General features: G+C 63.0%; 20 protein-coding genes. 13 read left to right on the top strand and 7 right to left on the bottom strand.

What is annotated here, in order from left to right:
• Positions 1-53 precede the first annotated feature (53 nt).
• The 6 genes from LMTR13_RS28350 to LMTR13_RS28325 all read left to right on the top strand — a co-directional run bounded on the left by LMTR13_RS28350 (position 54) and on the right by LMTR13_RS28325 (position 6,241).
• Positions 54-293: a hypothetical protein gene (locus LMTR13_RS28350; protein ID WP_065730647.1), complete on the top strand. Its 240-nt coding sequence runs from the start codon at positions 54-56 to the stop codon at positions 291-293.
• 190 nt (positions 294-483) lie between these two features.
• Positions 484-1,362 carry a squalene synthase HpnC gene (gene hpnC / locus LMTR13_RS28345; RefSeq protein ID WP_065730646.1) on the top strand — a complete coding sequence of 293 codons (879 nt, stop codon included), beginning with the start codon at positions 484-486 and terminating at the stop codon, positions 1,360-1,362.
• Positions 1,359-2,198, top strand: coding sequence for a presqualene diphosphate synthase HpnD (gene hpnD, locus LMTR13_RS28340; protein ID WP_065730645.1), 840 nt, complete (start codon positions 1,359-1,361; stop codon positions 2,196-2,198). The genes hpnC and hpnD overlap by 4 nt, the downstream gene beginning before the upstream one ends.
• Positions 2,198-3,451 carry a hydroxysqualene dehydroxylase HpnE gene (hpnE, locus tag LMTR13_RS28335; RefSeq protein WP_065730644.1) on the top strand — a complete coding sequence of 418 codons (1,254 nt, stop codon included), beginning with the start codon at positions 2,198-2,200 and terminating at the stop codon, positions 3,449-3,451. Before hpnD ends, hpnE begins: the two co-directional genes overlap by 1 nt.
• Before the next feature lie 76 nt (positions 3,452-3,527).
• Positions 3,528-5,498: a squalene--hopene cyclase gene (gene shc, locus LMTR13_RS28330; protein ID WP_418219728.1), complete on the top strand. Its 1,971-nt coding sequence runs from the start codon at positions 3,528-3,530 to the stop codon at positions 5,496-5,498.
• A 26-nt stretch (positions 5,499-5,524) separates the two neighbouring features.
• Positions 5,525-6,241: a phosphorylase gene (locus tag LMTR13_RS28325; protein WP_236843180.1), complete on the top strand. Its 717-nt coding sequence runs from the start codon at positions 5,525-5,527 to the stop codon at positions 6,239-6,241.
• Between the two features lie 104 nt (positions 6,242-6,345).
• Here the strand turns inward: LMTR13_RS28325 and hpnH are convergent, their stop codons facing one another.
• Positions 6,346-7,506, bottom strand: coding sequence for an adenosyl-hopene transferase HpnH (gene hpnH, locus LMTR13_RS28320; protein WP_065730642.1), 1,161 nt, complete (start codon positions 7,504-7,506; stop codon positions 6,346-6,348).
• A gap of 40 nt (positions 7,507-7,546) precedes the next feature.
• Positions 7,547-8,473: a 4-hydroxy-3-methylbut-2-enyl diphosphate reductase gene (gene ispH, locus LMTR13_RS28315; RefSeq protein ID WP_065730641.1), complete on the bottom strand. Its 927-nt coding sequence runs from the start codon at positions 8,471-8,473 to the stop codon at positions 7,547-7,549.
• Between the two features lie 430 nt (positions 8,474-8,903).
• Here ispH and hpnN point away from each other — a divergent pair, with 430 nt between their 5' ends.
• Positions 8,904-11,492: a hopanoid transporter HpnN gene (gene hpnN / locus LMTR13_RS28310; RefSeq protein WP_065730640.1), complete on the top strand. Its 2,589-nt coding sequence runs from the start codon at positions 8,904-8,906 to the stop codon at positions 11,490-11,492.
• Here the strand turns inward: hpnN and LMTR13_RS28305 are convergent.
• The gene (locus tag LMTR13_RS28305) at positions 11,460-12,119 is read right to left on the bottom strand and encodes a DUF2147 domain-containing protein (protein ID WP_065730639.1); all 660 of its coding nucleotides are present in this window, start codon (positions 12,117-12,119) and stop codon (positions 11,460-11,462) included. The genes hpnN and LMTR13_RS28305 overlap by 33 nt on opposite strands.
• 101 nt (positions 12,120-12,220) lie before the next feature.
• Here LMTR13_RS28305 and hpnO point away from each other — a divergent pair, with 101 nt between their 5' ends.
• A complete protein-coding gene (gene hpnO / locus LMTR13_RS28300; RefSeq protein WP_065730638.1) occupies positions 12,221-13,612 on the top strand; it encodes an aminobacteriohopanetriol synthase HpnO in 1,392 nt (463 codons plus the stop codon).
• Positions 13,613-13,737: 125 nt separating this feature from the next.
• Positions 13,738-14,145: a GFA family protein gene (locus tag LMTR13_RS28295; RefSeq protein ID WP_065730637.1), complete on the top strand. Its 408-nt coding sequence runs from the start codon at positions 13,738-13,740 to the stop codon at positions 14,143-14,145.
• Positions 14,146-14,223: 78 nt separating this feature from the next.
• On the opposite strand, the gene LMTR13_RS28290 is transcribed toward LMTR13_RS28295, so the two are convergent.
• From LMTR13_RS28290 to galE, 3 genes are all read right to left on the bottom strand, one after another.
• Positions 14,224-14,925 carry a fumarylacetoacetate hydrolase family protein gene (locus LMTR13_RS28290; protein ID WP_065730636.1) on the bottom strand — a complete coding sequence of 234 codons (702 nt, stop codon included), beginning with the start codon at positions 14,923-14,925 and terminating at the stop codon, positions 14,224-14,226.
• A 40-nt stretch (positions 14,926-14,965) separates the two neighbouring features.
• Complete coding sequence (locus LMTR13_RS28285; protein WP_065730635.1) at positions 14,966-16,786, bottom strand: ABC transporter ATP-binding protein; 1,821 nt, start codon at positions 16,784-16,786, stop codon at positions 14,966-14,968.
• Positions 16,787-16,890: 104 nt separating this feature from the next.
• On the bottom strand, positions 16,891-17,904 hold the full coding sequence (gene galE / locus LMTR13_RS28280; protein ID WP_065730634.1) for a UDP-glucose 4-epimerase GalE: 1,014 nt from the start codon (positions 17,902-17,904) through the stop codon (positions 16,891-16,893).
• Positions 17,905-18,032: 128 nt separating this feature from the next.
• Here galE and LMTR13_RS28275 point away from each other — a divergent pair, with 128 nt between their 5' ends.
• The gene (locus LMTR13_RS28275) at positions 18,033-19,079 is read left to right on the top strand and encodes a glycosyltransferase family 4 protein (RefSeq protein ID WP_065730633.1); all 1,047 of its coding nucleotides are present in this window, start codon (positions 18,033-18,035) and stop codon (positions 19,077-19,079) included.
• Here LMTR13_RS28275 and waaF read toward each other — a convergent pair.
• On the bottom strand, positions 19,061-20,128 hold the full coding sequence (gene waaF, locus LMTR13_RS28270; protein ID WP_065730632.1) for a lipopolysaccharide heptosyltransferase II: 1,068 nt from the start codon (positions 20,126-20,128) through the stop codon (positions 19,061-19,063). The genes LMTR13_RS28275 and waaF overlap by 19 nt on opposite strands.
• 164 nt (positions 20,129-20,292) lie before the next feature.
• Here waaF and rfaD point away from each other — a divergent pair, with 164 nt between their 5' ends.
• The 3 genes from rfaD to LMTR13_RS28255 are packed head-to-tail and all read left to right on the top strand — an operon-like array spanning position 20,293 to position 24,041.
• Positions 20,293-21,270: an ADP-glyceromanno-heptose 6-epimerase gene (gene rfaD / locus LMTR13_RS28265; protein ID WP_065730631.1), complete on the top strand. Its 978-nt coding sequence runs from the start codon at positions 20,293-20,295 to the stop codon at positions 21,268-21,270.
• A 12-nt stretch (positions 21,271-21,282) separates the two neighbouring features.
• Complete coding sequence (rfaE1, locus tag LMTR13_RS28260; protein WP_065730630.1) at positions 21,283-22,755, top strand: D-glycero-beta-D-manno-heptose-7-phosphate kinase; 1,473 nt, start codon at positions 21,283-21,285, stop codon at positions 22,753-22,755.
• Entirely contained in the window at positions 22,752-24,041 is a 1,290-nt protein-coding gene (locus tag LMTR13_RS28255; protein ID WP_065730629.1) for an O-antigen ligase family protein, read from the top strand. The genes rfaE1 and LMTR13_RS28255 overlap by 4 nt, the downstream gene beginning before the upstream one ends.
• Positions 24,042-24,077 lie beyond the last annotated feature (36 nt).

Genomic DNA, 24,077 nt, shown 5'->3' with positions numbered 1-24,077 from the left:
GCCGAAACGCAAATCGGGAACGGGATTTCATGCTGCCGAAATGAAGGAATACGATGCGTAAATCTCTCCTGGCCCTCACTTTGTTGTCGATGTCGGTCTCGTCGAACGTCGCCTTCGCCCAGCAACAGCGCAGCGGAACGGCGGAGGAGCAGAAGGCCTGTACGCGCGATGTGCAGAAATTCTGCCGCCCGGTCATCGATCAGGGCGATTTCACGATCCTGGCGTGCCTCAAGGAAAATCGGCCCAAGATCAGCGCGGCCTGCAACCAGGTTCTCAAGAACAACGGCCAGTAGGGCGCGGCTAGCGTCCGTTAACCCTCGCGGAAAGCCAATTTTCGGCTCTATGACGCGCGTCACGGGCGGGGCTAATCAGCCCATATAGCATTGGTTTTGGCGACGTATTCCCCTATATGGGGCGCGATCTCCCGGCATGCGCCGATGCTCGGCACATGCCGCCAATCCCGATGAATGTAGCCAGTTCTTGATGACCAGCGCGAGCGACCTGCGATCCGGAAAGACCGAGCGCGACGAGAATTTTCCGGTCGCGTCGTGGATCATTCATCCGCGTCACCGGGCGCTGATCCTCGCATTCTACAATTTCGTCAGGACCGCCGACGATATCGCCGACCATGCGACACTTAGCGCGGACGAGAAGCTGCGCTATCTCGACCTGCTCGAGGCGGATCTATTGGGCACGGGCGATACGCAGAAGGAAGCGATCAGCCTGCGCCAGGCCCTCGCCCAGCGTTCGATGGCGCCGCGCCACGCGCTCGACGTGCTGGTCGCATTCCGGATGGACGTCACCAAGCTGCGCTACGAGAACTGGGACGACGTCATTCACTATTGCCGCTATTCGGCCATGCCGGTCGGCCGTTTCATGCTCGACGTTCATGGCGAGAGCACCTCGACCTGGGCCGCTTCCGACGCGCTGTGCGCCGGGTTGCAGATCAATAACCATTTGCAGGATTGCGCCAAGGACTACAAGAATCTCAACCGCGTCTACCTGCCGCGCGATGCGCTGGCAGCAAGCGGCGCCACCGTGGCGATGCTGGGCGAGGCGAAATCGCAGCCGGCGCTGTTGCAATGTCTCCATGCGCTCGCGGTGCGGACTGAAACTCTTCTCAATGAAAGCAAGTCATTGAGTGCCGAGGTAAAGGATTTCCGGCTCGGGCTCGATATTGCCGTGATCCAAGCCTTTGCCGACAAGATCGTCGGCATGCTGAAAGTGCGCGATCCGCTCAGCGAGCGCGTGCATTTGAGCAAGCTGGAGTTGCTCGGCCATACCATCGGCGGCATCGCCGGCGAGATCAGCCACCGCGCGATCGGACGCCGCCCCCAGGCAAATCCGGCGGCCGGCGCATGACGTTGCATCCGGCGGCGGCCAACGCAGATTACGGTGCCACCGCGTCCGGCAGTTCGTTCTATGCCGCGATGCGCATCCTGCCGCGCGACCAGCGCGAGGCGATGTTCCAGATCTACAGTTTCTGCCGCCAAGTCGACGATATCGCCGATTCCGACGGCCCGCGGCCCGAGCGGCTGGCCGCGCTCCAGCAATGGCGCGACGATATCGATGCGCTGTACCAGGGTCACCCACCGCCGCGCCTGCAGGATTACGCTGCGTCGATCAAAACCTTCGGCCTCAAGCGCGAGGATTTTCTCGCCATCGTCGATGGCATGGAAATGGACGTGCCGCAGGATATTCGCGCGCCGGATCTTGCTACCCTCGATCTCTATTGCGACTGCGTCGCCAGCGCGGTCGGCCGCCTGTCGGTGCGCGTGTTCGGCCTGCCCGAGGAAGACGGGATCCTGCTCGCCCACCATCTCGGCCGGGCGCTGCAATTGACCAATATCCTGCGCGACGTCGATGAAGACGCCGGCCTCGGTCGGCTCTATCTGCCACGCGAGGGGCTGCTGCTTGCCGGTATCACGACCGATGATCCGCAACGGGTGATCGTCGATCGCGCATTGCCGAAAGTATGCCTGCCGCTGGCCGAGCGCGCGAAAAAGCATTTTGAGAAGGCCGACGAAATCATGAAGCGCAATTCGCGGCGCATGGTGCGCGCACCGCGGATCATGTCGAAATATTACCGCGCGATCCTGGACTTGCTGCTGGCCCGGGGCTTTGCCGCTCCGCGCGAGCCGGTCCGCGTCCACAAATGGGCGAAGATTGCCATCCTCCTTCGTTACGCGATCATCTGATGCAGAAAAACGTTCATATCATCGGCGCCGGCATTTCCGGCCTTTCAGCGGCCGTGCGGCTCGCCAACGCCAATTACCGGGTGCATGTCCACGAGGCTACGCAGCAGGCCGGCGGCCGTTGCCGGTCCTATTTCGACGCGGCCACCAACCTTACTATCGACAACGGCAATCATTTGCTGTTGTCCGGCAACCGCCATGCGCTCGCCTACGCCAAATCGATCGGCACCGAGGCGGGACTGGTCGGGCCGAAGCTCGCGCAGTTTCCGTTCGTCGATATCGTGACCGGCCAGCGCTGGCAGCTCGACCTCGGTGACGGCAAGTTGCCGCTGTGGGTGTTCGACGATGCGCGCCGCGTCCCCGATACGAAGCTGCTCGACTATTTCGCATTGATGCCGCTGATCTGGGCAGGGACCGACAAACCCGTCGGCAATGCGATCCCCTGCAAAGGCACGCTGTACGACCGGCTGGTGCAGCCGCTGCTGCTCGCCGCGCTCAACGTCGATCCGCCCGAGGGCTCGGCGGGCCTTGCCGGCGCGATCGTGCGGGAAACACTGCTGGCGGGCGGGCAGGCCTGCCGGCCGCTGATCGCACGCGATGGCCTCAGCGCCGTGCTGGTCGAGCCGGCGATCAAGCTGTTGCAGGACAAAGGCGCTTCGATCCAACTCGGCCATGAGCTGCGCGAACTCGTGATGAAGGGGAGCCATGTCGGCGAGCTGAAATTCGGTGGCGACACCATCGCGCTCGGCCCCGACGACGTCGTGGTGCTCGCGGTGCCGCCGCGCCCGGCGGCAGCACTCCTGCCGGGCCTGAAGACGCCGTCGAAATTCCGCGCCATCGTCAATGCGCATTTCCGCTTCGATCCGCCCAAGGATGCGGCGCCGATCCTCGGCGTCGTCGGCGGCCTCGTCGAATGGCTGTTCGCATTCCCGCAGCGGTTGTCGGTCACCATCAGCAATGGCGACCGGCTGGTCGACATGCCGCGCGAAGAACTCGCGCAGGCGATCTGGCGGGATGTCTGCAAGGCCGCTGGCCTGCCGGGCGAATTGCCGCTGCCGCCCTGGCAGATCGTGCGCGAACGCCGAGCGACTTTTGAGGCTACGCCGGAGCAGAATGCGCTGCGTCCGGGCCCGGTGACATCGTTCAAGAACCTGTTTCTCGCCGGCGACTGGACTGATACCGGATTGCCGGCAACCATCGAGGGATCGGTGCGGTCTGGCGACCGCGCCGCTGATCTGGTCCTGGCGAGGCCCTAAGGGCTCGACCGGACGTTCCGTGACCGGCTTCACAGAGCCGGGTCGCGAATAGAGGGATGTCTAGCGAATGCTTTCCGTGGACAAGAAAATTGCGGTCGATTCCGTCGCGACAGTCGATCCCGTCGCCCTGGAGAAGAGCATCTCCTCCGCGACCGAAGCGCTGCTCGGCTACCGGCAATCCGACGGACACTGGATATTCGAGCTGGAAGCCGACAGCACCATCCCTGCCGAATACATCCTGCTGCGCCACTATCTCGCCGAGCCCGTCGACACCGAGCTCGAAGCCAAGATCGCCAACTATCTGCGCCGCACGCAAGGCAATCATGGCGGCTGGCCGCTGGTGCAGGACGGCCCGTTCGACATGAGCGCCAGCGTCAAATCGTATTTCGCGCTGAAGATGATCGGCGATTCCGTCGATGCACCGCATATGGTCCGTGCGCGCGAGGCGATCCGCTCGCGCGGTGGCGCCGCCGGCAGCAACGTGTTCACGCGATTCCTGCTGGCCTTCTATGGTGTGCTGAGCTGGCGCGCGGTGCCGGTGCTGCCGGTCGAGATCATGCTGCTGCCGACGTGGTCGCCGTTCCATCTCAACAAGATTTCCTACTGGGCGCGTACCACAATCGTGCCGCTGATGGTGCTGGCGGCGCTGAAGCCGGTGGCGAAGAACCCGAAAGGCGTCGGTGTCGACGAGTTGTTCCTGAAGGACCCCAAAACGGTCGGCATGAACAAGAAGGCGCCGCATCAGAGCTGGGGCTGGTACGCGCTGTTCAGCACGCTCGACAGGATCCTGCGCGTCGTCGAGCCGCTGTTTCCCAAAAAGCTGCGCAAGCGCGCGATCGACGCCGCGCTCGCGTTCATCGAGGAGCGGCTCAACGGCGAAGACGGCATGGGCGCGATCTACCCGCCGATGGCCAATATCGTCATGATGTATGACGCGCTGGGCAAGGGACCGGATTATCCGCCGCGTGCGGTCACCCGCAAGGGTATCGACAAACTGCTCGTGATCGGCGAGCACGAGGCCTATTGCCAGCCCTGCGTCTCCCCGGTGTGGGACACCGCGCTGACCTGCCACGCGCTGGCGGAGGCCGGCGGCGAGGACACGCTCAAGAAGATGAAGCAGGGCCTCGACTGGCTGAAGCCACGGCAGGTGCTCGACCTCAAGGGCGACTGGGCGGCGAAGGCGCCCGACGTTCGTCCGGGCGGCTGGGCGTTCCAGTACAACAACGACCATTACCCCGATCTCGACGACACCGCCGTGGTCGTGATGGCGATGGACCGCGCGCGCCGGCAGACCGGCAGCAAGGAATACGATCAGGCGATTGCGCGCGGCCGCGAGTGGATCGAGGGCCTGCAGAGCCGTGACGGCGGCTGGGCCGCCTTCGACGTCAACAACCTTGAATACTACCTCAACAACATCCCGTTCTCCGATCACGGCGCGCTGCTCGATCCGCCGACCGAGGACGTCACCGCGCGCTGTATTTCGATGCTGGCGCAACTCGGCGAGACCGCGCAGACCAGCAAGGCGGTCGCCAACGGGATTGCCTATTTGCGCCGCACCCAGCTCGCGGAGGGGTCCTGGTACGGCCGCTGGGGGCTGAACTACATCTACGGAACCTGGTCGGTGCTGTGCGCGCTCAATGCCGCCGAAGTCGACCACCAGGATCCCATGATTCGGAAGGCGGCGGACTGGCTGGTTTCGATCCAGAACCGGGATGGCGGCTGGGGTGAGGATGCGGTCAGCTACCGACGCGATTACAAGGGATATGAGCAGGCGCCGTCGACCGCTTCGCAAACGGCATGGGCCTTGCTTGGACTGATGGCGGCCGGCGAGGTGGAACATCCGGCGGTCGTGCAGGGTGTGGAGTACCTAAAAGCCACACAGACCGAGAAAGGACTGTGGGACGAGGCGCGCTACACGGCTACGGGCTTCCCGCGGGTGTTTTACTTGCGGTATCATGGCTACTCGAAGTTCTTTCCGCTCTGGGCGCTGGCGCGGTATCGGAATTTGAGAAGCACCAACAGCAGGGTGGTAGGGGTCGGGATGTGACTTGGGGGGCGGGGGCCGCCGCGATCGTGGACAATTCGGTTGATCGCAATTCGAATGATCCGCGGCCGGTTTTGATCGTTACAGGATTGGTGCAGGAAGCCCGAATTGCGGCCGGGCCCGGCATGATCGTTATCTGCAGTTCCAGCGATCCGCAGCAATTGCGCGCGCTGCTGGCAACGCTGGATCCTTCCACTTTCAGGGGTGTGATCTCGTTCGGCGTTGCCGGCGGGCTGGATCCGTCCCTGAAATCGGGCGATGTAGTGGTGGCGACCGAGGTTCTGGCCGGCGATACCCGGTTTCTGGCAGGCTTGGCGCTGAACGAGGAAATGATTACCCGCGCCGCGCTGCGCCGCCGGCGCGTGGTTCGGGGTGTCCTTTCGGGCGTCGAACAGGTGATCGCGGCGACCGCCTGCAAGGCCGCGCTGCATTCCGAGACCGGGGCGGCAGCGGTCGATATGGAAAGCCACATCGCGGCCGCCTATGCGGCCGAGGCGGGGCTTCCGTTCGCGGCGCTGCGGGTGATCTCCGATCCGGCCACCAGGGCGCTTCCGGCGCTCGCCAAGAGCGCCATCAAGCCGAACGGCGATATCGATCTCGGCAAGGTGCTGCGCGGGGTCGTGCGCAATCCGGCCACGCTGCGCGCGTTGGTATCGACCGGGCTGGATTTCAATCGCGCGCTGCGGTCGCTCCGCGGCTGCCGCGGCTTCCTGCACGGCGAGAGCTTTGCAATGGCGGAGGCCTGAGGGCGGGGGCGGCAGGCAGCTTCAGAGGTTTCGAAGGCGTCAAACAAAAAGAAAAGGGCCCCGATTCGCTGAGAATCGAGGCCCTTGATCTTTTCTCCATTCGCTTAGGCGGCGGTGGAGGCTTTCTCCTGCTGCTTGGCAGCGGCGGCAGCCGCCTCGTCGCGGCGGATTTCCGAAAGCTTCTTCTGGACCTGTTCGGAGAAGATGTACTGCGCCGGGCGCTGCTTGGAGAGATCGATCTCGGGCGCCATCGGGCCCGAGGTGCGAACGCCGCGCAGCGCGATCCACATCGCCTTGAACGGATTGGTCAGCGCGGCGTCGGCGGCGGTCGGCTCATAGCCGCAATGCGCCATGCAGTCGGCGCACTTCTCGTAACGGCCGGTGCCGTAGGAATCCCAGTCCGTGGTCTCCATCAGCTCCTTGAAGGTCTTGGTATAGCCTTCGCCGAGCAGGTAGCAGGGCTTCTGCCAGCCGAAGATGTTGCGCGCCGGCATGCCCCAGGGCGTGCATTCGTAGGACTGGTTGCCGGCCAGGAAGTCGAGGAATAGGCCGGAGTGCATGAAGTTCCACTTCTTGCCCTTGCCGAGCGCAAACACGTCGCGGAACAGTTTTTTGGTCTTCGTGCGATTCAGGAAGTGCTCCTGGTCCGGGGCGCGCTCATAGGCGTAGCCCGGCGACATCGAGACGCCGACGCCGAGTTCGGTGGTGAAGTCGAGGAATTTGGCGATGTCTTCGGCCGCATGGCCATCGAAGATCGTCGCGTTGACGTTGACGGTGAAGCCGCGGGCCTTGGCGGCCTTGATCGCGGACACCGCGCGGTCGAACACGCCCTTCTGCGATACCGCCTTGTCGTGGTGGTCCTTGAGGCCGTCGAGATGCACCGAGAAGAACAGATAAGGCGAGGGCTCGAACAGATCGAGCTTCTTTTCCAGAAGCAGCGCGTTGGTGCAGAGCGAGACGAACTTCTTGCGGGCCACGAGGCCGCGCACGATCTCGCCGATCTCCTTGTGGATCAGCGGCTCGCCGCCGGGAATCGCCACCATCGGTGCGCCGCATTCGTCGGCCGCGTCCCAGCATTCCTGCGCCGACATTCGGCGGTTGAGGATCGCGTCGGGATAGTCGATCTTGCCGCAGCCGACGCAGGCGAGGTTGCAGCGGAACAACGGCTCCAGCATCAGCACGAGCGGATAGCGCTTTCGGCCAAGCAGCTTCTGCTTCATCAGATAGCCGCCGATACGCATTTCCTTGAAGAACGGTATTGCCATTTGGAGATTTTCTTTCTGGACCTGTAAATCTTGAACTGGATCAACCCGCAGTCAGTTCGGCCGGAAGCCGGAACTCGATATTTTCTTCCCGGCCAGGAAGCACCGAGACCGTGACGGGTCCGATACGCCTCAAAGCCTCGATCACGTCGTCGACCAAAACTTCGGGCGCCGATGCGCCCGCCGTAATGCCGACAGCCTTTGCATCCTTCAGCCAATCAGGGTTGAGCTCGCTCCCATCGGCAATGAGATAACTCGCGACGCCGACCTCGGTGCCGATTTCGCGAAGCCTGTTTGAGTTGGAACTATTGGCGGCCCCCACCACCAAGATGACGTCCACCAGCTTGCTCAGGTCCCTTACCGCAGATTGGCGGTTCTGTGTCGCATAGCAGATATCCCGGATGTCGGGGCCTTGAATATCTGTAAATTTGGCCTGAAGGGCGGCAATTATGTCCTTTGTGTCGTCCACGCTGAGGGTGGTCTGGGTGATATAGGCCATTGGGGCGTCGGTCGGCAGCGTCAGCGCCGCGACGTCCTCGACGTTCTGGACCAGGAGAACCGGGCCCGGAACCTGGCCCATGGTGCCCTCGACCTCGGGATGGCCGGCATGCCCGATCAGGACCAGCGTGCGGCCCTTGGACATATACCGTTTACCCTGATTATGGACCTTGGTGACCAGCGGGCAGGTGGCATTGAGGACCGGCAGGCCGCGGGCTGCGGCCTCTTCCTCGACGGTACGGGCCACGCCATGGGCGCTGAACACGGTTACCGCCAGCGGCGGCACCTCCGAGAGATCCTCGACGAAGATCGCGCCCTTGGCCTTCAGGCTTTCGACCACGTATTTGTTGTGCACGATTTCGTGCCGGACATAGACCGGCGGGCCATATTTCTCAAGCGCACGCTCAACGATTTCGATGGCACGCACGACGCCCGCACAAAATCCGCGGGGCTGCGCTAGATACACTTCCATGGGATGTCCATTACGCAAGTTGCAAGAGGTACTGATTTCGCAAATTCACCCGAACGTCTCCGTGCAGCCGGTCACATCCGGATTTGCAATATCCGCACCACGACCGGAACCCGTAGGTAATCCCCATCCAGGTAGATGGAAGCGCAGGACTATGTGTCAAAAATTATGCGGCTGGAAAAGGTGCATCGCGCAATGGTTACCAGATAATAGGTATTTTAATACCGATAAATGCGCTGCACGGGCCCAGGTTCCTCACTGGTTCGTCACTTTCTCGCCCACTCGGACCGGCTATACCGGCGCTCGAACGCCCGTTCCGATTTGTTTTGGCGACCTTGGGAAGTAGCCAAAACAACATTAGATCGGCTGCGGGAACTCCGCTAGACAGCGGGCGTTTTCGCCCAGCTTTCCTTCAGATTTAGAAAGAAACGAAGTGCTGACCAGTATTGTTGTCGCCATTGTCAGAACCTCTACGCGGTTTGCCACTCTCGTTGTCATCGTCTCGCTGCTTCTCGCGGTAGGGGCGAGCTACTACGGGGCTCGCAATTTCGCCATCAATACCGATATCAACATCCTGATTTCGCCCGACCTCGACTGGCGCCAGCGCGACAATCAGTTCGAGCAGGCCTTCGACCGTGAAAAGCTGATTCTGGCTGTCGTCGAGGCGCCGACCCCGGAACTTGCCAGTGCTGCTTCCAAGGCGCTTGCCACGAAGCTGTCCGGCGACACCAAACATTTCGAATCGGTGCAGCCGCTGGGTTCCGGCGAATTCTTCGAGAAGAACGGACTATTGTTCCTTCCAGTGGAGGAAGTCGGCAAGGTCGCCGGCCAGCTCGAAGCCGCGGCGCCCCTCATAGAGATCATGGCCGGCGATCCGTCGATCCGCGGCCTGACCGGTGCGCTGGAAACCGGGCTTGCCGGCGTCAAGCGCGGGCAGGTCAAGCTCGACAATACCGAGCGCCCCTTCAACCTGATCAGCCAGACGGTCGAGGACATCCTGAGCAAGGGGACGGCGACGTTCTCCTGGCGCGAGCTCGTCAGCGACGCGCCTTTGACCGATGCCGACCGCCGCGCCTTCATCGAATTCAAGCCGAAGCTCGACTACAACGCGCTCGAACCCGGCAAGGACGCGACCGACGCGATTCGGCAGGCCGCGACCGAGCTCGACTTCGCCGGCCAGTACGACGCGCGCGTTCGCCTGACCGGCCCGGTTCCGATCGCCAACGAGGAATATTCGACCGTGCAGGACGGCGCGATCGTCAATGGCGTCGCAACCGTTCTGATCGTCCTGGTGATCCTCTGGATGGCGCTGCACTCGGCGAAGATCATCTTCGCGGTGTTCCTCAATCTGTTCATCGGCCTTGCTATCACGACCGCGGTCGGCCTGATGATGGTGGGTTCGCTGAACCTGCTGTCGATCGCATTCGCTGTGCTGTTCGTCGGGCTCGGCGTCGATTTCGGCATTCAATTCAGTGTCCGCTACCGTTCGGAGCGTTTCAAGAACGAGGATATGGCGCTGGCGCTGGAGAGCGCAGCTCGACGTTCCGCGGTCCCGCTGTCGCTCGCCGCCATGGCGACCGCCGCCGGCTTCCTGTGTTTCCTGCCGACCGATTACAAGGGCATTTCCGAGCTCGGCAAGATTGCCGGCGCCGGCATGCTGATCGCGTTCATATCGAGCATCACGGTGCTGCCGGCCATACTAAAGCTGCTGCACCCGCCAGGCGAAAGCGAGCCTGTCGGTTATGCGTTTCTGGCGCCGGTCGACGCGTTCCTCGAGCGGCACCGCGTCATCATCGTCGCCGGAACGCTGCTGCTCGTGGTGGCGGGCCTGCCGCTGCTCTACTTCATGAAGTTCGACTTCAACCCGATCAACCTGCGCAATCCGAAGGCCGAATCGATCGCGACCTTCCTCGACCTGCGCAAGGATCCCAACACCGGCGCCAACGCCATCAACGTGCTGACCAATTCGGAGGCCGAAGCGAAAAAGATCGAGGCGCGGCTGGAAAAGCTGCCCGAAGTCCTGCGCGTGATGTCGATCGACAGTTTCGTGCCCGAAGACCAGCCGGCCAAGCTCCAGTTGATCGCGAAAGCGGCCAAGGTGGTCGGCCCCGCGCTCAATCCCGACTCGGTCGATGCCGCTCCCACAGATGAAGAGAATGTGGAGGCGCTGAAGAGTTCGGTCGACAGCCTGCGCAGGACCGCGGGCGACGGCAAGGGGCCGGGCGCGGTCGCCTCGCGAAGGTTGGCCGATGCGCTGTCGAAGCTTGCCGGAAGCGACCAGACGACGCGCGACAAGGCCCAGAACATCTTCGTCGCCCCGCTCAAGATCGTGTTCGACCAGCTCAGGAACACGATGCAAGCCGGGCCGGTGACGCTGAAGACGCTGCCGCCGGAACTGTTGAATAGCTGGAAGTCCAAGGACGGGCTGATCCGCGTCGAGGCGCTGCCGAAGGGCGATCCCAACGACAACGACAATTTGCGCCGCTTTGCCGATGCGGTTCTGGCCGCCGAGCCAAATGCGATCGGCGGACCGGTGTCGATCCTCAAATCCGGCGACACCATCGTGAAGGCGTTCATTCACGCCGGGATCTGGGCGCTGGCGGTGATCAGCCTGTTGCTCTGGCTGACGTTGCGGCGCGTCACCGACGTGCTGATGACGATGGTGCCGCTGTTGGTGGCGGGCGCGGTGACGCTGGAGCTCTGCGTGCTGATCGAACTGCCGCTCAACTTCGCCAACATCGTAGCATTGCCGCTGCTGCTCGGCGTCGGCGTTGCCTTCAAGATCTATTACGTCGTGGCCTGGCGCGAGGGCAGGACGAATCTGCTGCAGTCCAGCCTCACGCGCGCAATCTTTTTCTCGGCGCTGACGACCGCGACCGCGTTCGGAAGTCTGTGGCTATCCAGTCATCCCGGCACCGCCAGCATGGGAAAACTGCTGGCACTTTCGTTCGTGATCACGCTGGCCGCCGTGCTGTTGTTCCAGCCTGCATTAATGGGCAAACCGCGCGATGTCGGGCAGTAGGCAGATATCGCCGATATCGCCAGGCTGGCCGGCCGCCTGCTTCTGACCGGGCGCGGCCTTGGACGCGGGCGCAGGATTTACCGCACCCGTGGTCTTCGGCTGCGCCGGTGCCGGGGCTGCGGTCTTGGGTGGTGCACCGGCTGGGCCCTTCGGCGCGCCCTTGGCCATGCTGTTGCTGGAGCTCGAGGGGATCGGCGGACCGACACGGGTCCAGGTCTCGCCGCCGCACAGGAAGCCGAGCACGCAGCCCTGAATCTCGAGTTGGTCGGTCCCAATCGGCTTGATAGTCGAGCTGTAGTTTTGTCCGTCCTTGGCGTTATAAACTTCACCTTCCCACGCATCGACGCCGGGCTTTTTCTTCATGTCGATCAGGATCGGCATGCCCAAAGTCGGCCGGCTCTGCTTGGCGACATCCGGATTGTTCTTGTCCTTGCCGCCCGGCGTCTTTTCCCAGGAAACGACGCCCCACATGTTGCCGTTGCATTGGGCGACGCGAATGTTGGCAACACCATCGGCCACTTTCCAGTCACCGGTGGGATCGGCGGCCGTCGCCGCATTAAGACCTGTGGCTAAAATGATTCCCGAATAAACTATTGTGCGCGCGACAGTTCTTAGGCAGTGCAACATGGTTCGAACCTGTGTTTAAGTAGATGATCCAAGCGGGGGTCAAAACGCCACATTGGGCGTTTTCAGTTGACGAAACAGCCATCAACCGACGTATGTAGCCAATGCCAGATTCATATCTAGACGTTTCCGGGCTGTTTGTAGAGCGGCAGGCGCAGCGCAGTTCCATGCATGCGCGCCATCTGAACGAGCAGCTCGTCCGGGTGCTGAAGACCATCGGCTACGATGTGGGCTTTCAGAAGGGTCAAGGACAATACCTGTTCGATCGTGAGGGGGCCCGTTATCTCGATCTACTCAGCGGATTTGGCGTTTTTGCGATCGGCCGCAATCATCCGGCACTGCGTCAGGCGCTGAAAAGCGTGCTCGACAGCGATTTTCCCAATCTGGTGCAACTCGACGTCTCGACGCTCGCGGGCGTGCTGGCGGAACGCCTGCTCGAACATGTTCCATATCTGGACAAGGTGTTCTTTGCCAATTCCGGCGCCGAGACCGTCGAGGCCGCAATCAAGTTCGCGCGCGGTGCGACCGGCCGTCCCGGCATCGTCTCCTGCTCGCATTCCTTCCACGGCCTGTCCTACGGCGCGCTGTCGCTGATGGACGATGCGAACTTCAGAAGCGGCTTCGAGCCGCTGCTGCCGGGATGCACGCAGATACCTTTCAACGATCTCGCCGCGCTCGAGCAGGCATTGTCCTCGCGCCAGGTCGCGGCCTTCATTGTCGAGCCGATCCAGGGCAAGGGCGTCAACATGCCCTCGGATGAATTTTTGCCGGGCGCTGCTGCGCTGTGCAAAAAATATGGCACGATCTTCATCGCCGACGAAATCCAGACCGGTGTCGGCCGCACCGGAAAATTCCTCGCGGTCGAGCACTGGAATGTCGAGCCCGACATGGTGCTGCTGGCGAAGGCGCTGTCGGGCGGTCACGTGCCAGTCGGCGCGCTGCTGACCCGCAAGTCCATCTTCGACAAGATCTTCAGCCAGATGGATCGCGCGGTCGTGCACGGCTCGACCTTTTCGAAGAACGATATGGCGATGGCCGCCGGCATCGCCACTCTCGATGTGATCAAGCAGGAGAAACTTGTCGAGCAGGCCGCCAAGCGCGGCGCCGAGCTTCGCCTTGCGCTGACCCGCATGGTGCCCGGCTATGAACTGCTGAAGGAAGTGCGCGGCAAGGGATTGATGATCGGCATCGAGTTCGGCCCGCCGAAATCGCTGAAGCTGAAGGCTTCCTGGAACCTGCTGGAGACCGCAAATAAAGGCCTGTTCTGCCAGCTCATCACCGTGCCGCTGTTCAAGGATCACAAGATCCTGACGCAGGTCTCCGGCCACGGCAGCCACACCATCAAGCTGCTGCCGCCGCTGGTGATCACGGAAGAAGATTGCACCTGGATCGAAAAATCGTTCGACGACGTCATCGCCGCCAGCCACAAGGTGCCTGGCGCGATCTGGTCGCTCGGCAAGACACTGGTCGACAACGCGGTCAGGAAGTCGGCCTGAACGGGCGACTTCCAGGGCGGATTCGCGAAGCGTAATCCGCCGCCAGTATCAACGCTCGACGATTGTCGGCGGATTGCACGTCACTGATCCGCCCTACGTCCACGCACAGAATTCTGGAGGTGAGCATGAGCAACATCACCGGCGGCTGTCACTGCGGTGCCATCCGTTATGAGATCGCGGGGAAACCTATCGTTCATGCGCTGTGCCATTGCGCGGATTGCCGCCGTCACGCTGGCGCGCCGATGGTTGGGTGGACGATGTACGCGGAGGACGCGCTCAAGGTGACGAAGGGAACGCCCAAGGTCTACGAATCATCGGAACATGGCCGGCGACAGTTTTGCGCGAACTGTGGCACCGGTCTCTTCTACACCAATGCCAATGTGCTGCCCGGGATCGTCGATATCCAGAGCGCGACCTACGATGATCCCGACGCCGTGCCAGCCATGGTGCATATCCAGGTCGCAGAGCGCCTTCGCTGGATGGAGCGCGCGCACGAACTACCCACTTTCGATCGCTATCCGCCGCAGTCATAGTGGCCGTGGCAAGCCGGGCTTCCCTGCAATGAAAAAGCCCCGGATGTAGCCGGGCCTCTGTTCGAAAATATTGTCGGCCTATTCCGGCTTGCCGATGTTCACCTTCAGCGTGCCGACGCCGTCGACGCCGCACTCGATTTTGTCGCCGGGCTGAAGCTGGGAGACGCCAGCCGGCGTGCCCGTCATGATGATGTCGCCGGCGGCGAGCTTCACCTGCTGCGAAAGCTGCCAGATGATCTCCGGCACGTTCCAGATCAGCTCAGTGAGATCGCCCTTCTGCGTTTCCTTGCCGTTCACCATCAGCCAGATCCTGCCCTTGGTGGGATGGCCGATCTTCGAGGCCGGCTGAATCGCGGAGCAGGGCGCGGAATAGTCGAACGACTTGCCGATTTCCCACGGCCGCTCCTTCTTGCGAGAGGCGATCTGCAAGTCGCGGCGGGTGAGGTCGATGCCGACGGCGTAGCCGTAGACATGGTCGAGCGCCTTCTCAGTGGGAATGTTGAGGCCGCCGCTCTTCATCGCGACGATCAACTCGACCTCGTGGTGCAGGTCCTTGGTCAGCGGCGGGTAGGGGATCGTGGCGCCATCAGGCACCAGCATATCGGCGTGCTTGGCGAAGAAGAACGGCGGTGCGCGCTCGTCATTGCCCATCTCGCGGATGTGCTCGAGATAGTTGCGCCCGACGCACCAGATGCGGCGGACCGGATAGGAGCCGGTCTCGCCGACGACGGGGAGCGCGGGCTGTGGGGCTGCTGATATGACGTAGGAGGCTGCGGTCATGAAACGGGTCTCGGGTTACGTGGAAGTCCGGCGGTAGCTTTTACGCGGTTGCGCTGACCGGCGCCAGACTGGGCGGACCGGCTTCGCGCTGCTGCAGGCGGAAGAAGGAGGCATAGCGCCCGCCGCGGCGCAGCAAATCGTCATGCTGGCCGCGTTCGACGATCTCGCCGGCCTCGACCACCAGAATGGCGTCGGCATGCATGATGGTGTGCAGGCGGTGGGCGATCACGATGGTGGTGCGGTTCTGGCAGAGATGCTCGATCGCCTCCTGTACGGCCTTTTCGGATTCCGAATCCAGTGCCGCGGTCGCTTCATCGAGCAGGATGATCGGCGCGTTCTTGATCAGCGCCCGCGCCACCGCGATGCGCTGGCGCTGGCCGCCGGATAGCTGCGCGCCGTGCTCGCCGACCGGCGTATCGTAGCCGAGCGGAAAGCCCATGATGAAATCGTGCGCGCAGGCGGCTTTCGCGGCCGCCACGATCTCGTCCTGGCGCGCGCCTTCCTTGCCGAAGGCAATGTTGGCGCCGATCGTGTCGCGGAACAGATAAACGTCCTGGCCGACATAGGCGGTCTGCCGCCGCAGCGATTGCCGCGACGAACCGGAGATCGCCTGGCCGTCGATCAGGATGTCGCCTTGGTTCACCTCGTAGAGCCGCAGCAGCAGCGCGAGCACCGTGGACTTGCCGCCGCCGGAGGGGCCGACCAGCGCGGTGGTCTTGCCGGGCTCGGCGACGAAGCTCATGCGATTGAGGACCGGTTCGCCTGGCCGGTAGCCGAAGGTCACGTCGCGGAACTCGACCCGCGCGTCAGTGAGTTTCAGCGTCGGCTTGTTACTGTCGTCAGGCTCGCTCGGCGGGCTGTCGACGATTTCGAGCAGCTTGCGCGCACCGATCAGGTTGCTGTTGAGCTCGATGTTGAGCCGCGCCAGCCGCTTGGCCGGCTCATAGGCCAATAGGAACGCGGTCAGGAATGAAAAGAACTGGCCGGGCGAAGCGCCCATCGCGACCACGCGATAGCCGCCATACATCAGGCCGCCCGCAATCGCGAAGCCGCCGAGAGTTTCCATCAATGGGCTGGAGCGGTTGGAAACGCGCGCCATCTTGTTGGCGTTGCGCTCGACCGCGGCGATGCTGGCGTCGATCCGTTCGCGCATGGCCTGTTCGAGCGTAAAGGCTTTCACGGTGCGGATGCCCTGCAGCGATTCCTGCATCGTCTCCATGATGTCGGCGGTGCCGGAGAACTGGTTGTGTGCAAGACCCTTGATGCGCTTCACCAGCTTGCGCAGCACGATCATCGCCGGCGGCGCCACCGCAAAGCCGAGCAGCGCCATCAGGGGATCGGTCATCACCATGACGACGACGAGCGCGATCAGCGACAGCAGATCGCGACCGATGGCGTTTATCAGGAGATTGAGCACCTGCGTCACCGCGGTGGCGCCAGCGGTCAGCCGCGCCAGGAATTCCGATGAATGCCGCTCGGAGAAGAACGCGATGTTTTCGTTCATCAGCTTGGCAAACAGCGCCCGCTGGTTATTTGCGAGGATCGCATTGCCGATCTGTGACAGGATCACGGTGTGCCCGTAGGTCGCCGCACCCTTGATCGTAAAAATGACGACGGTGACCAGCGACAAGAGCGCAATCCCGCGCACATCCTTATCGACATAAGCCTTGTTGATGACCTCGCCGAGCAGGTAGGCGGAACCTGCGGTCGTCACCGCCGCTAATCCCATCAGCGAAAAGGCGAGCAGATAGCGCCGCCAATAGGCGAGCCCCTGTTCTGCGACGAGGCGCCGAATCAGGATCGCCGCACCATATGGGTCGTCTGTGATTTTCTTCGGAGTTTCTGTAGGACGTTCGGTCATCCGCGTTCCATTGACTGCGCCTGGATAGCCCGGCGCGTCAGGGCTGCTGCGATGCCTCCTTGCCTGCTTAGAGGGGCTTTTTCAAGCCAAATAAGCGCTTGATTTCAGGCCGATTCCGCACGCTGCGGAAGGCCGCCGCGCTCGCTGAACAGCTTCTTTTCCCAGGTCAACGCGTGGCCGGCGATGGTTTCAAGATTGTCGTATTGCGGCGTCCAATCCAATACGGAACGGATGCGGCTGGTATCGGCAACCATGGTCATGATGTCTCCGGGTCGGCGCGGCGCATACTGAACCGCGAAATTGCGCATCGAGACGCGGCGGACGGCCTCGATGGTTTCCAGCACCGAGTAGCCACGGCCGTAGCCGCAGTTCAGCGTGATCGAGCTTCCGCCGCCTCGCAGGTATGACAGCGCGGCGCGATGAGCTTCTGCGAGATCGCTGACGTGGATGAAGTCGCGGATACAGCTTCCATCCGGCGTCGGGTAGTCGGTTCCGTACACGTCGACCTTGGCGCGCTGGCCGGTGGCGGCTTCGACCGCGATCTTGAGCAGATGCGTCGCGCCGATGGTCGAGAGGCCGCAGCGGCCGTTCGGATCGGCGCCTGCGACATTGAAGTAGCGCAATACGACATACTTCATGTCATGTGCACTGGCTGTGTCATGCAGCATGATTTCGGTCATCAGCTTGGAGGAGCCGTAAGGCGACATCGGCCGCGTCGGCGCGTGTTCCGGTACCGGCACCTGGTCCGGATTGCCGTAGACGGCAGCCGTCGACGAAAAGATGAAGCGGCTGACACCGCCCTTCACCGCTGAATTCAAGAGGCTCCGGGTCGTCATGGTGTTGTTGCGGTAATAGCCGAGCGGATCGCGCATCGAATCCGGCACCACGACGGAGCCCGCGAAATGAATGATGCTCTCCACGCGGTGCTGGGCGATCACGCCCTCGACGAGGTTTTCGTCGCCGGCGTCGCCGATAAACAGCGGCACGGAGCGGGGCAAAAGTGAGGAAAATCCGGTGGACAAATTGTCGATCACGACGACGTTTTCGCCGGCATCCACCAGCGCATGAACCGTATGACTTCCGATATAACCGGCGCCACCGGTGACGAGCACGGTCATGGGTCACCTCTCCCGTTTTATTTGCAGGCGATGCTAGGGGGCTCGCGGTGAAGAGGGGGTTTCGGCGCCGGCGAACTGGCCACTATGCTTAATGTTGCGTATAGGAACTGGCCGAAACGGAGCCGGACGTGCCGATCGAGAACAATTTGGCCAGTGATCTGCAACTGATCGTGCCGAATCTGCACAGGCGCTATTCGGGCGTCACGGCGACCAACCGGATGGTAGCGCCGAAACTCGCGCAGATGTATCGGGCGGCATGGCTCGGACCGTACGCGCCTGACGGCATCGCGCGGATGGGGTTTGCGGATCTTTTGAAATTATGGCGGCACCGCTGGCCGTTGATCTGGCACGCGCGGCGCAATGACGAGATGATTGTCGGCGTCTTGCTGCGGGCGCTGGGCTGGCCGCTGAAGCTGGTCTTCACCTCGGCGGCGCAGCGACATCACACCTGGCTGACGCGCTGGCTGATCCGGCAGATGGATGCCGTGATCGCCACCTCCGAACTGTCGGCCTCGTTTCTCAAGCGCGAGGCAACGGTGGTGATGCACGGCGTCGACACGACGCGCTACGCGCCGCCAGCCGACCGCGCGGCGGCGTTTGCCGAGGCGAAACTGCCGGGACGCTACGCCATCGGCTGCTTCGGGCGGGTGCGCGCGCAAAAGGGCACGGATGTTTTCGTCGAAGCGATGTGCCGGCTGTTGCCGCGCTATCCCGATTTCACCGCCGTCATCGTCGGCGCGGTCGTGCCGGAGCAGCAGGGATTTGCCGACGGCTTGAAACGGCAGATCGAGAAGGCCGGGCTGCAATCGCGCATCGTCATCATGGGCGAGCTCGAAATCGAGGAAGTGCAGCGCTGGTATCAGCGGCTGACGATCTATGCCTTCACCTCGCGTAATGAAGGCTTTGGCCTGACGCTGATCGAGGCGATGGCGGCAGGTGTGACGCTGGTGGCGGCGCGGGCAGGCGCGGCGCAATTCGTGATCGAGGATGGCGTGACCGGCGTGCTGACACCGCCGGGCGACGTTGATGCGCTGGTCGGGGCGCTTGAGCCTTTGATGCGCGATCCGGCGGCGGCTGTCGCGATAGGCGAGCGGGCGCGTGCGCGCGTGCTGGAGAAATTCAGCCTCGACGCCGAGGCGAACGCGATTGCCGCAGTTTACCGTACGCTCGGCTGAGTCACCAGCAGGCGATGGGCGAGGTCGGCCACGTAGGGGGCGTCGATGTCGCGCATGCACCGATGGTCGTTCATGGTGCAGACGGTGCGCTGGCACGGCTGGCAGGCGAGCTCGGCCTTGGTCTGAACGACGGTTGCCGCAAGACCGTTCAACGGCGCCCAGAGATAGGGGCTGGTGGGACCGAAAATGCCCATGGTCGGCGTGCCGACTGCCGCCGCAATGTGCATCAGGCCGGAATCGTTCGATATGGCGACACCGGCGGCTGCCATCGCGAGAATGCCGTTGCGCAGGTCGGTACCGGTGAGGTCGCGGACTTTGCCGCCGCCGGCGGTGACGATGTCCTGCGCCAGCCCCTTCTCACCGGGACCGCCGACCACCCAGACGTCGAGCCCGCGCTCGATCAACAGCCGCGCGACTTGCGGATAATAGGTCCATCGCTTCGACGCGCCGACCGAGCCGGGCGCCAGCGCCACCGCAGACCTCGATCCCAGCCCGTTGGCCCGCCGCCAGCGTGCGGTTTCCTCCGACGGAACGACGAGTTGCGGCACCGGCCACTCCGGCGGCAGTGGAGCGCCGTCAGGCAGCGCCAGCGCGGCATTCTTGTCGATGAAGCGGGGCAGCGCCTTTTCGCCCCAGCGCATGCGGTTGATCAGCCCGAACCGAGCCTCGCCGAAAAAGCCGACGCGCTCCGGGATCCCGGCGAGTGTCGGCGCAATCGCCGCCTTCCAGGTGCGGGGCAGGACGAGAGCGGTTCCATAACCCCGGGCGCGCAGTTCGGAAGCCAGCCTCCGCTGCTTGGCCAGCGCAAGCCGGTTGCGGGGAAGGTCCCAGACGATGCCCGCCCGGACGCCCGGCATGTAATCGACCAGTGGCGCGCAGAGGGAGGTGACAAGGAGGTCGACCGGGCGATTCGGCCAGCGCTGCTTCAATACCCGCACCACGGTGTGGCCGCGGACGAAATCGCCAATCCACATATAGGGAACGATCAGAATGGGCCGGGTGTCGGCGGCATCCTCCATTTCGACCCTCTTTGGTGAATTTAAATTCATATCTTGATAGTATCGGTGCTAACTGATTGCGGTCCCGTCGGTAACCGCTCCGCATCAACACGTAAAGCCAGTCAATCAGTCCCGCTTCAGCCCGAGCAGCAAAGTTGCCTGCCGCGCGGGAGTGAGGCAAAGCTTTCGCCCGAACAATCATGGCAGGGGATGGCATGTTGCTGGTGACCGGGGGCGCCGGTTTTATCGGGTCGAACGTCGTGGCCGCGTTGAATGACGCCGGGCGAGACGTTGTCGTGTGCGACGTGCTCGGGCACGACGGCAAATGGCGCAACCTGGCCAAGCGCCGGCTCGCCGACTTCGTACCGCCTTCGGAACTGATGGACTGGCTGAAGGGCCGCCGGCTGGAGGCCATCATCCATCTCGGCGCCATTTCCGAGACCACTGCGACCGACGGCGACCTGGTGATCGAGACCAATTTCCGGCTGTCGATGCGGCTGCTCGACTGGTGCACGGCCAACGCCACGCCGCTGATCTACGCGTCCTCGGCCGCGACCTATGGCGACGGCGGCTGCGGCTTTCGCGACGACCAGTCGATGGATGCGCTGAAGAAGCTGCGGCCGATGAATCTCTATGGCTGGAGCAAGCATTTGTTCGACATGGCGGTCGCCGAGCGCGCCGCGCGCGGCGAGCGGCTGCCGCCGCAATGGGCGGGATTGAAGTTCTTCAACGTGTTCGGCCCCAACGAATATCACAAGGGCACGATGATGAGCGTGCTGGCGCGGCGCTTCGACGACATCAAGGCCGGCCGGCCGGTGCAATTGTTCAGGTCGCGTCGGGAGGGGATTGCCGACGGCGACCAGCGCCGCGACTTCATCTATGTCGACGACGTCGTACGTGTCACGATGTGGCTGCTCTCGACGCCTGATGTCAGCGGCATCTTCAATGTCGGAACCGGCACGGCGCGCAGCTTTCGCGATCTGATGCTGTCGGCCTATGCCGCGCTCGGCATCGCACCGAACATCCAGTATATCGACATGCCCGAAGCAATCCGCGGCAGCTATCAATACTTCACCCAGAGCGAAGTCGATCGGCTGCTGAACGCCGGGTATAATGGCGGCTTCACCGCGCTGGAAGACGCGGTCGAAACCTACGTGAAGTTTTTTCTCGATCGCCCCGATCGCTTTCGCTGATGGGTCCTACAGATGTTCGATTTTGAAGCCCTGAGCCAGGCGATCCCAAATCAGACCGTGCTCTGCGTCGGCGATCTCATGCTCGACGAGTTCGTCTATGGCGAGGTGTCGCGCATTTCGCCGGAAGCACCGGCGCCTGTGATTGCCGTCCAGCGTAGCGAGACCAATGTCGGCGGCGCCGGCAACGTGGCCCGCAACATTGCGTCTCTCGGTGCGCGCTGCATCTTTGCAGGTCTTATCGGCGAGGACGAGGCAGGCGCGAAGCTGAAAGCCGATCTGGCCAAGGAGAGCCTGATCGAGGCTGTGCTGGTTTCGGATGCGTCCCGGCCGACCACGCGCAAGGTGCGCTTCGTCTCCGAGCATTTTTCCACGCATATGCTGCGTGCGGATTGGGAACTGGCCGTGCCGGCCTCGACGGATGTCGAGCAGCGGCTGATCGATGCAATTCTGCCGCTTGTGCCGCGCGCCGATATCGTTCTGCTGTCCGACTATGCCAAGGGTGTACTGACGGCGCGCGTCATCCGCAACATCATCGACGCTGCCAAGAAGCTCGGCAAGCGCGTTATTGTCGATCCCAAGAGCGCCAATTTTGCGATCTATCGCGGCGCCACGCTGCTGACGCCCAACCGCAAGGAGTTTGCCGAAGCAACCCGCAGCCGCGCCGACACAGACCGGAACATTGCCGAGGCCGCGCAGGACGCGATGTACCTTGCCGACTGCGAGGCCATGCTGGTGACGCAAAGCGAGCACGGCATGACGCTGGTGGTTCGCGGCGGCGAAGCGATCCATGTGCCGGCGCTGCCGGTCAAGGTGCGCGATGTCTCGGGCGCGGGCGACACGGTTGCCGCGGTGCTGGCGCTGACGCTTGCGGCCCAGGCCGATTGGGAGACGGCGCTCAGGATGGCGAACGCCGCGGCGGCGGTCGCGGTCGGCAAGAAGGGGACTGCTACGGTGACGCCGGCGGAACTGCGGCGGAAAATCCTGCCGCATGCGTCGCTGGCGGCCGAAGAGAAGATCGTGCCGGCAGGCGGCGATCTCGCCGTGCATCTGGCGGAGTGGCGCAGGCAGGGACTGCGCATCGGCTTCACCAATGGCTGCTTCGACATTCTGCATCCCGGCCACGTCAAGGTGCTGACGGCCGCGCGCGGCGCCTGCGACCGCCTGATCGTCGGCCTCAACAGCGATGCCTCGGTGAAACGATTGAAGGGCGAGGGGCGTCCGGTTCAAGATGAGCGAGCGCGCGCCGAAGTGCTGGCGGCGCTGGAGGCGGTCGATCTCGTCGCGATCTTCGCCGAGGACACGCCGATCGACCTGATCACGAGGGTAAGGCCGAGCGTGCTGGTCAAGGGCGGCGATTACACCCGCGAGCAGGTCGTCGGCCACGAAATCGTCGAAGCTACCGGCGGCGAGGTCGTACTCGTCGACATCCTGCCGGGCCACAGCACGACGTCGCTGGTAGGCCGTGCGCGCGGAGGCAAGGCGTGAGCGCGAACGCAGCTTCGTCGCCGATCGCCAAGGCGCTGCCGATCTGGCGCGATCCGGCCGCATGGATGAAGGCGAGCGACGTCGTCGCGGTCCTCCTTGCGCTGTCGCTGCCATGGTCGACCTCGCTGGTCGGCATTTTCGGCGCTGTGCTTCTCATCACGGTTGCGCCGACGGTCGAGTTGAAGGGCTTTCTTGCCTCGCTGAAGCGCCCGATTTCCGCGCTGCCGATCGTCCTGTTCGTTCTGGCGCTTGTCGGAACCTTGTGGTCGGACGCCGCTTGGGGCGCGCGATTCTATGCTGTGGGGCCAGCCGCGAAGCTCCTGGTGCTTCCGGTCCTGCTCTATCATTTCGAGCGTTCTGCGCGCGGATCGTGGGTGTTCGGGGCGTTCCTCGTTTCGTGTACGCTGTTGATGCTGATGTCCTGGCTGGTGTTTTTGCGTCCCGAACTTTCGTTGCGGACGCCGGAGCTCGCGGCGCGCGGCATCTTTGTCAAGAACTACATCGCCCAGAGCCAGGAATTCACGCTGTGCGCGGTTGCGCTGGCCTATCCGATCATCATGCTGCTGCGGGAAAAGCGGATTGCGCTGGCCGTGCTGCTCACTGCCATCGCCTTCGGCTTCTTCGTCAATATGGCGTTCCTGGTGGTATCGCGCACGGCGTTGGTGACGGTGCCGATCATGTTCGCGGTATTTGCGCTGCTGCATCTGAGGTGGCGCAGCATCGTCATCATCCTGTGCGTAGCGGCCGCGTTTGCCGCCGTTGCCTGGCAGACCTCGCCGGCGTTGCGCCGGACCGCCGAGACGTTTGTCCGGGACTACCAGCTCTACAAGGAACAGAACATTCCCACATCGATCGGGCTGCGGCTCGAGTTCTGGCGGAAGTCTCTCGGCTTCTTTGCCGAGGCACCGCTGATCGGCCATGGCTCGGGCGCGACGCGAGGCCTGTTCGAGCGCGTCGCCACGCACGACTCGTACCAGGCCAGCAGCGAAGTGATCGGAAATCCCCATAACCAGACGCTCAACGTCGCGGTGCAGTGGGGCATTGTCGGTGTCGTCTTACTGTACGCGATGTGGCTGTCGCACCTGCTTCTATTCCGTGGCGACGGGCTTGCGAATTGGATCGGGCTCTTGGTCGTGGTGCAGAATATCTTCACCTCGCTGTTCAACTCCCACATCTTCGACTTCCATGAAGGCTGGATGTATGTGCTGGGTGTCGGAGTAGCCGGCGGCATGGTGCTGCGCGCCAGATCAGAGGCGGCGGAATCTTCCGGAACAGTCCGGCCATGATCGCTGGCATGCACGCCAGAGATGAGCTATCAGCGG

Origin of the sequence: Bradyrhizobium icense (assembly GCF_001693385.1) — a bacterium.
GTDB lineage: Bacteria > Pseudomonadota > Alphaproteobacteria > Rhizobiales > Xanthobacteraceae > Bradyrhizobium > Bradyrhizobium icense.
The sequence above is the reverse complement of the archived record's forward strand: the minus strand, read 5'-3'. Positions and strand labels throughout refer to the sequence as shown.

Excerpts from the sequence above, each read along its gene's own strand:
- LMTR13_RS28350 (WP_065730647.1), top strand. The coding sequence starts at position 54 with ATGCGTAAATCTCTCCTGGCCCTCACTTTGTTGTCGATGTCGGTCTCG.
- hpnC (WP_065730646.1), top strand. The coding sequence starts at position 484 with ATGACCAGCGCGAGCGACCTGCGATCCGGAAAGACCGAGCGCGACGAG.
- hpnD (WP_065730645.1), top strand. The coding sequence starts at position 1,359 with ATGACGTTGCATCCGGCGGCGGCCAACGCAGATTACGGTGCCACCGCG.
- hpnE (WP_065730644.1), top strand. The coding sequence starts at position 2,198 with ATGCAGAAAAACGTTCATATCATCGGCGCCGGCATTTCCGGCCTTTCA.
- hpnH (WP_065730642.1), bottom strand. The coding sequence starts at position 7,506 with ATGGCAATACCGTTCTTCAAGGAAATGCGTATCGGCGGCTATCTGATG.
- ispH (WP_065730641.1), bottom strand. The coding sequence starts at position 8,473 with ATGGAAGTGTATCTAGCGCAGCCCCGCGGATTTTGTGCGGGCGTCGTG.
- LMTR13_RS28305 (WP_065730639.1), bottom strand. The coding sequence starts at position 12,119 with ATGTTGCACTGCCTAAGAACTGTCGCGCGCACAATAGTTTATTCGGGA.
- hpnO (WP_065730638.1), top strand. The coding sequence starts at position 12,221 with ATGCCAGATTCATATCTAGACGTTTCCGGGCTGTTTGTAGAGCGGCAG.
- LMTR13_RS28295 (WP_065730637.1), top strand. The coding sequence starts at position 13,738 with ATGAGCAACATCACCGGCGGCTGTCACTGCGGTGCCATCCGTTATGAG.
- LMTR13_RS28290 (WP_065730636.1), bottom strand. The coding sequence starts at position 14,925 with ATGACCGCAGCCTCCTACGTCATATCAGCAGCCCCACAGCCCGCGCTC.
- LMTR13_RS28285 (WP_065730635.1), bottom strand. The coding sequence starts at position 16,786 with ATGACCGAACGTCCTACAGAAACTCCGAAGAAAATCACAGACGACCCA.
- galE (WP_065730634.1), bottom strand. The coding sequence starts at position 17,904 with ATGACCGTGCTCGTCACCGGTGGCGCCGGTTATATCGGAAGTCATACG.
- waaF (WP_065730632.1), bottom strand. The coding sequence starts at position 20,128 with ATGAATTTAAATTCACCAAAGAGGGTCGAAATGGAGGATGCCGCCGAC.
- rfaD (WP_065730631.1), top strand. The coding sequence starts at position 20,293 with ATGTTGCTGGTGACCGGGGGCGCCGGTTTTATCGGGTCGAACGTCGTG.
- rfaE1 (WP_065730630.1), top strand. The coding sequence starts at position 21,283 with ATGTTCGATTTTGAAGCCCTGAGCCAGGCGATCCCAAATCAGACCGTG.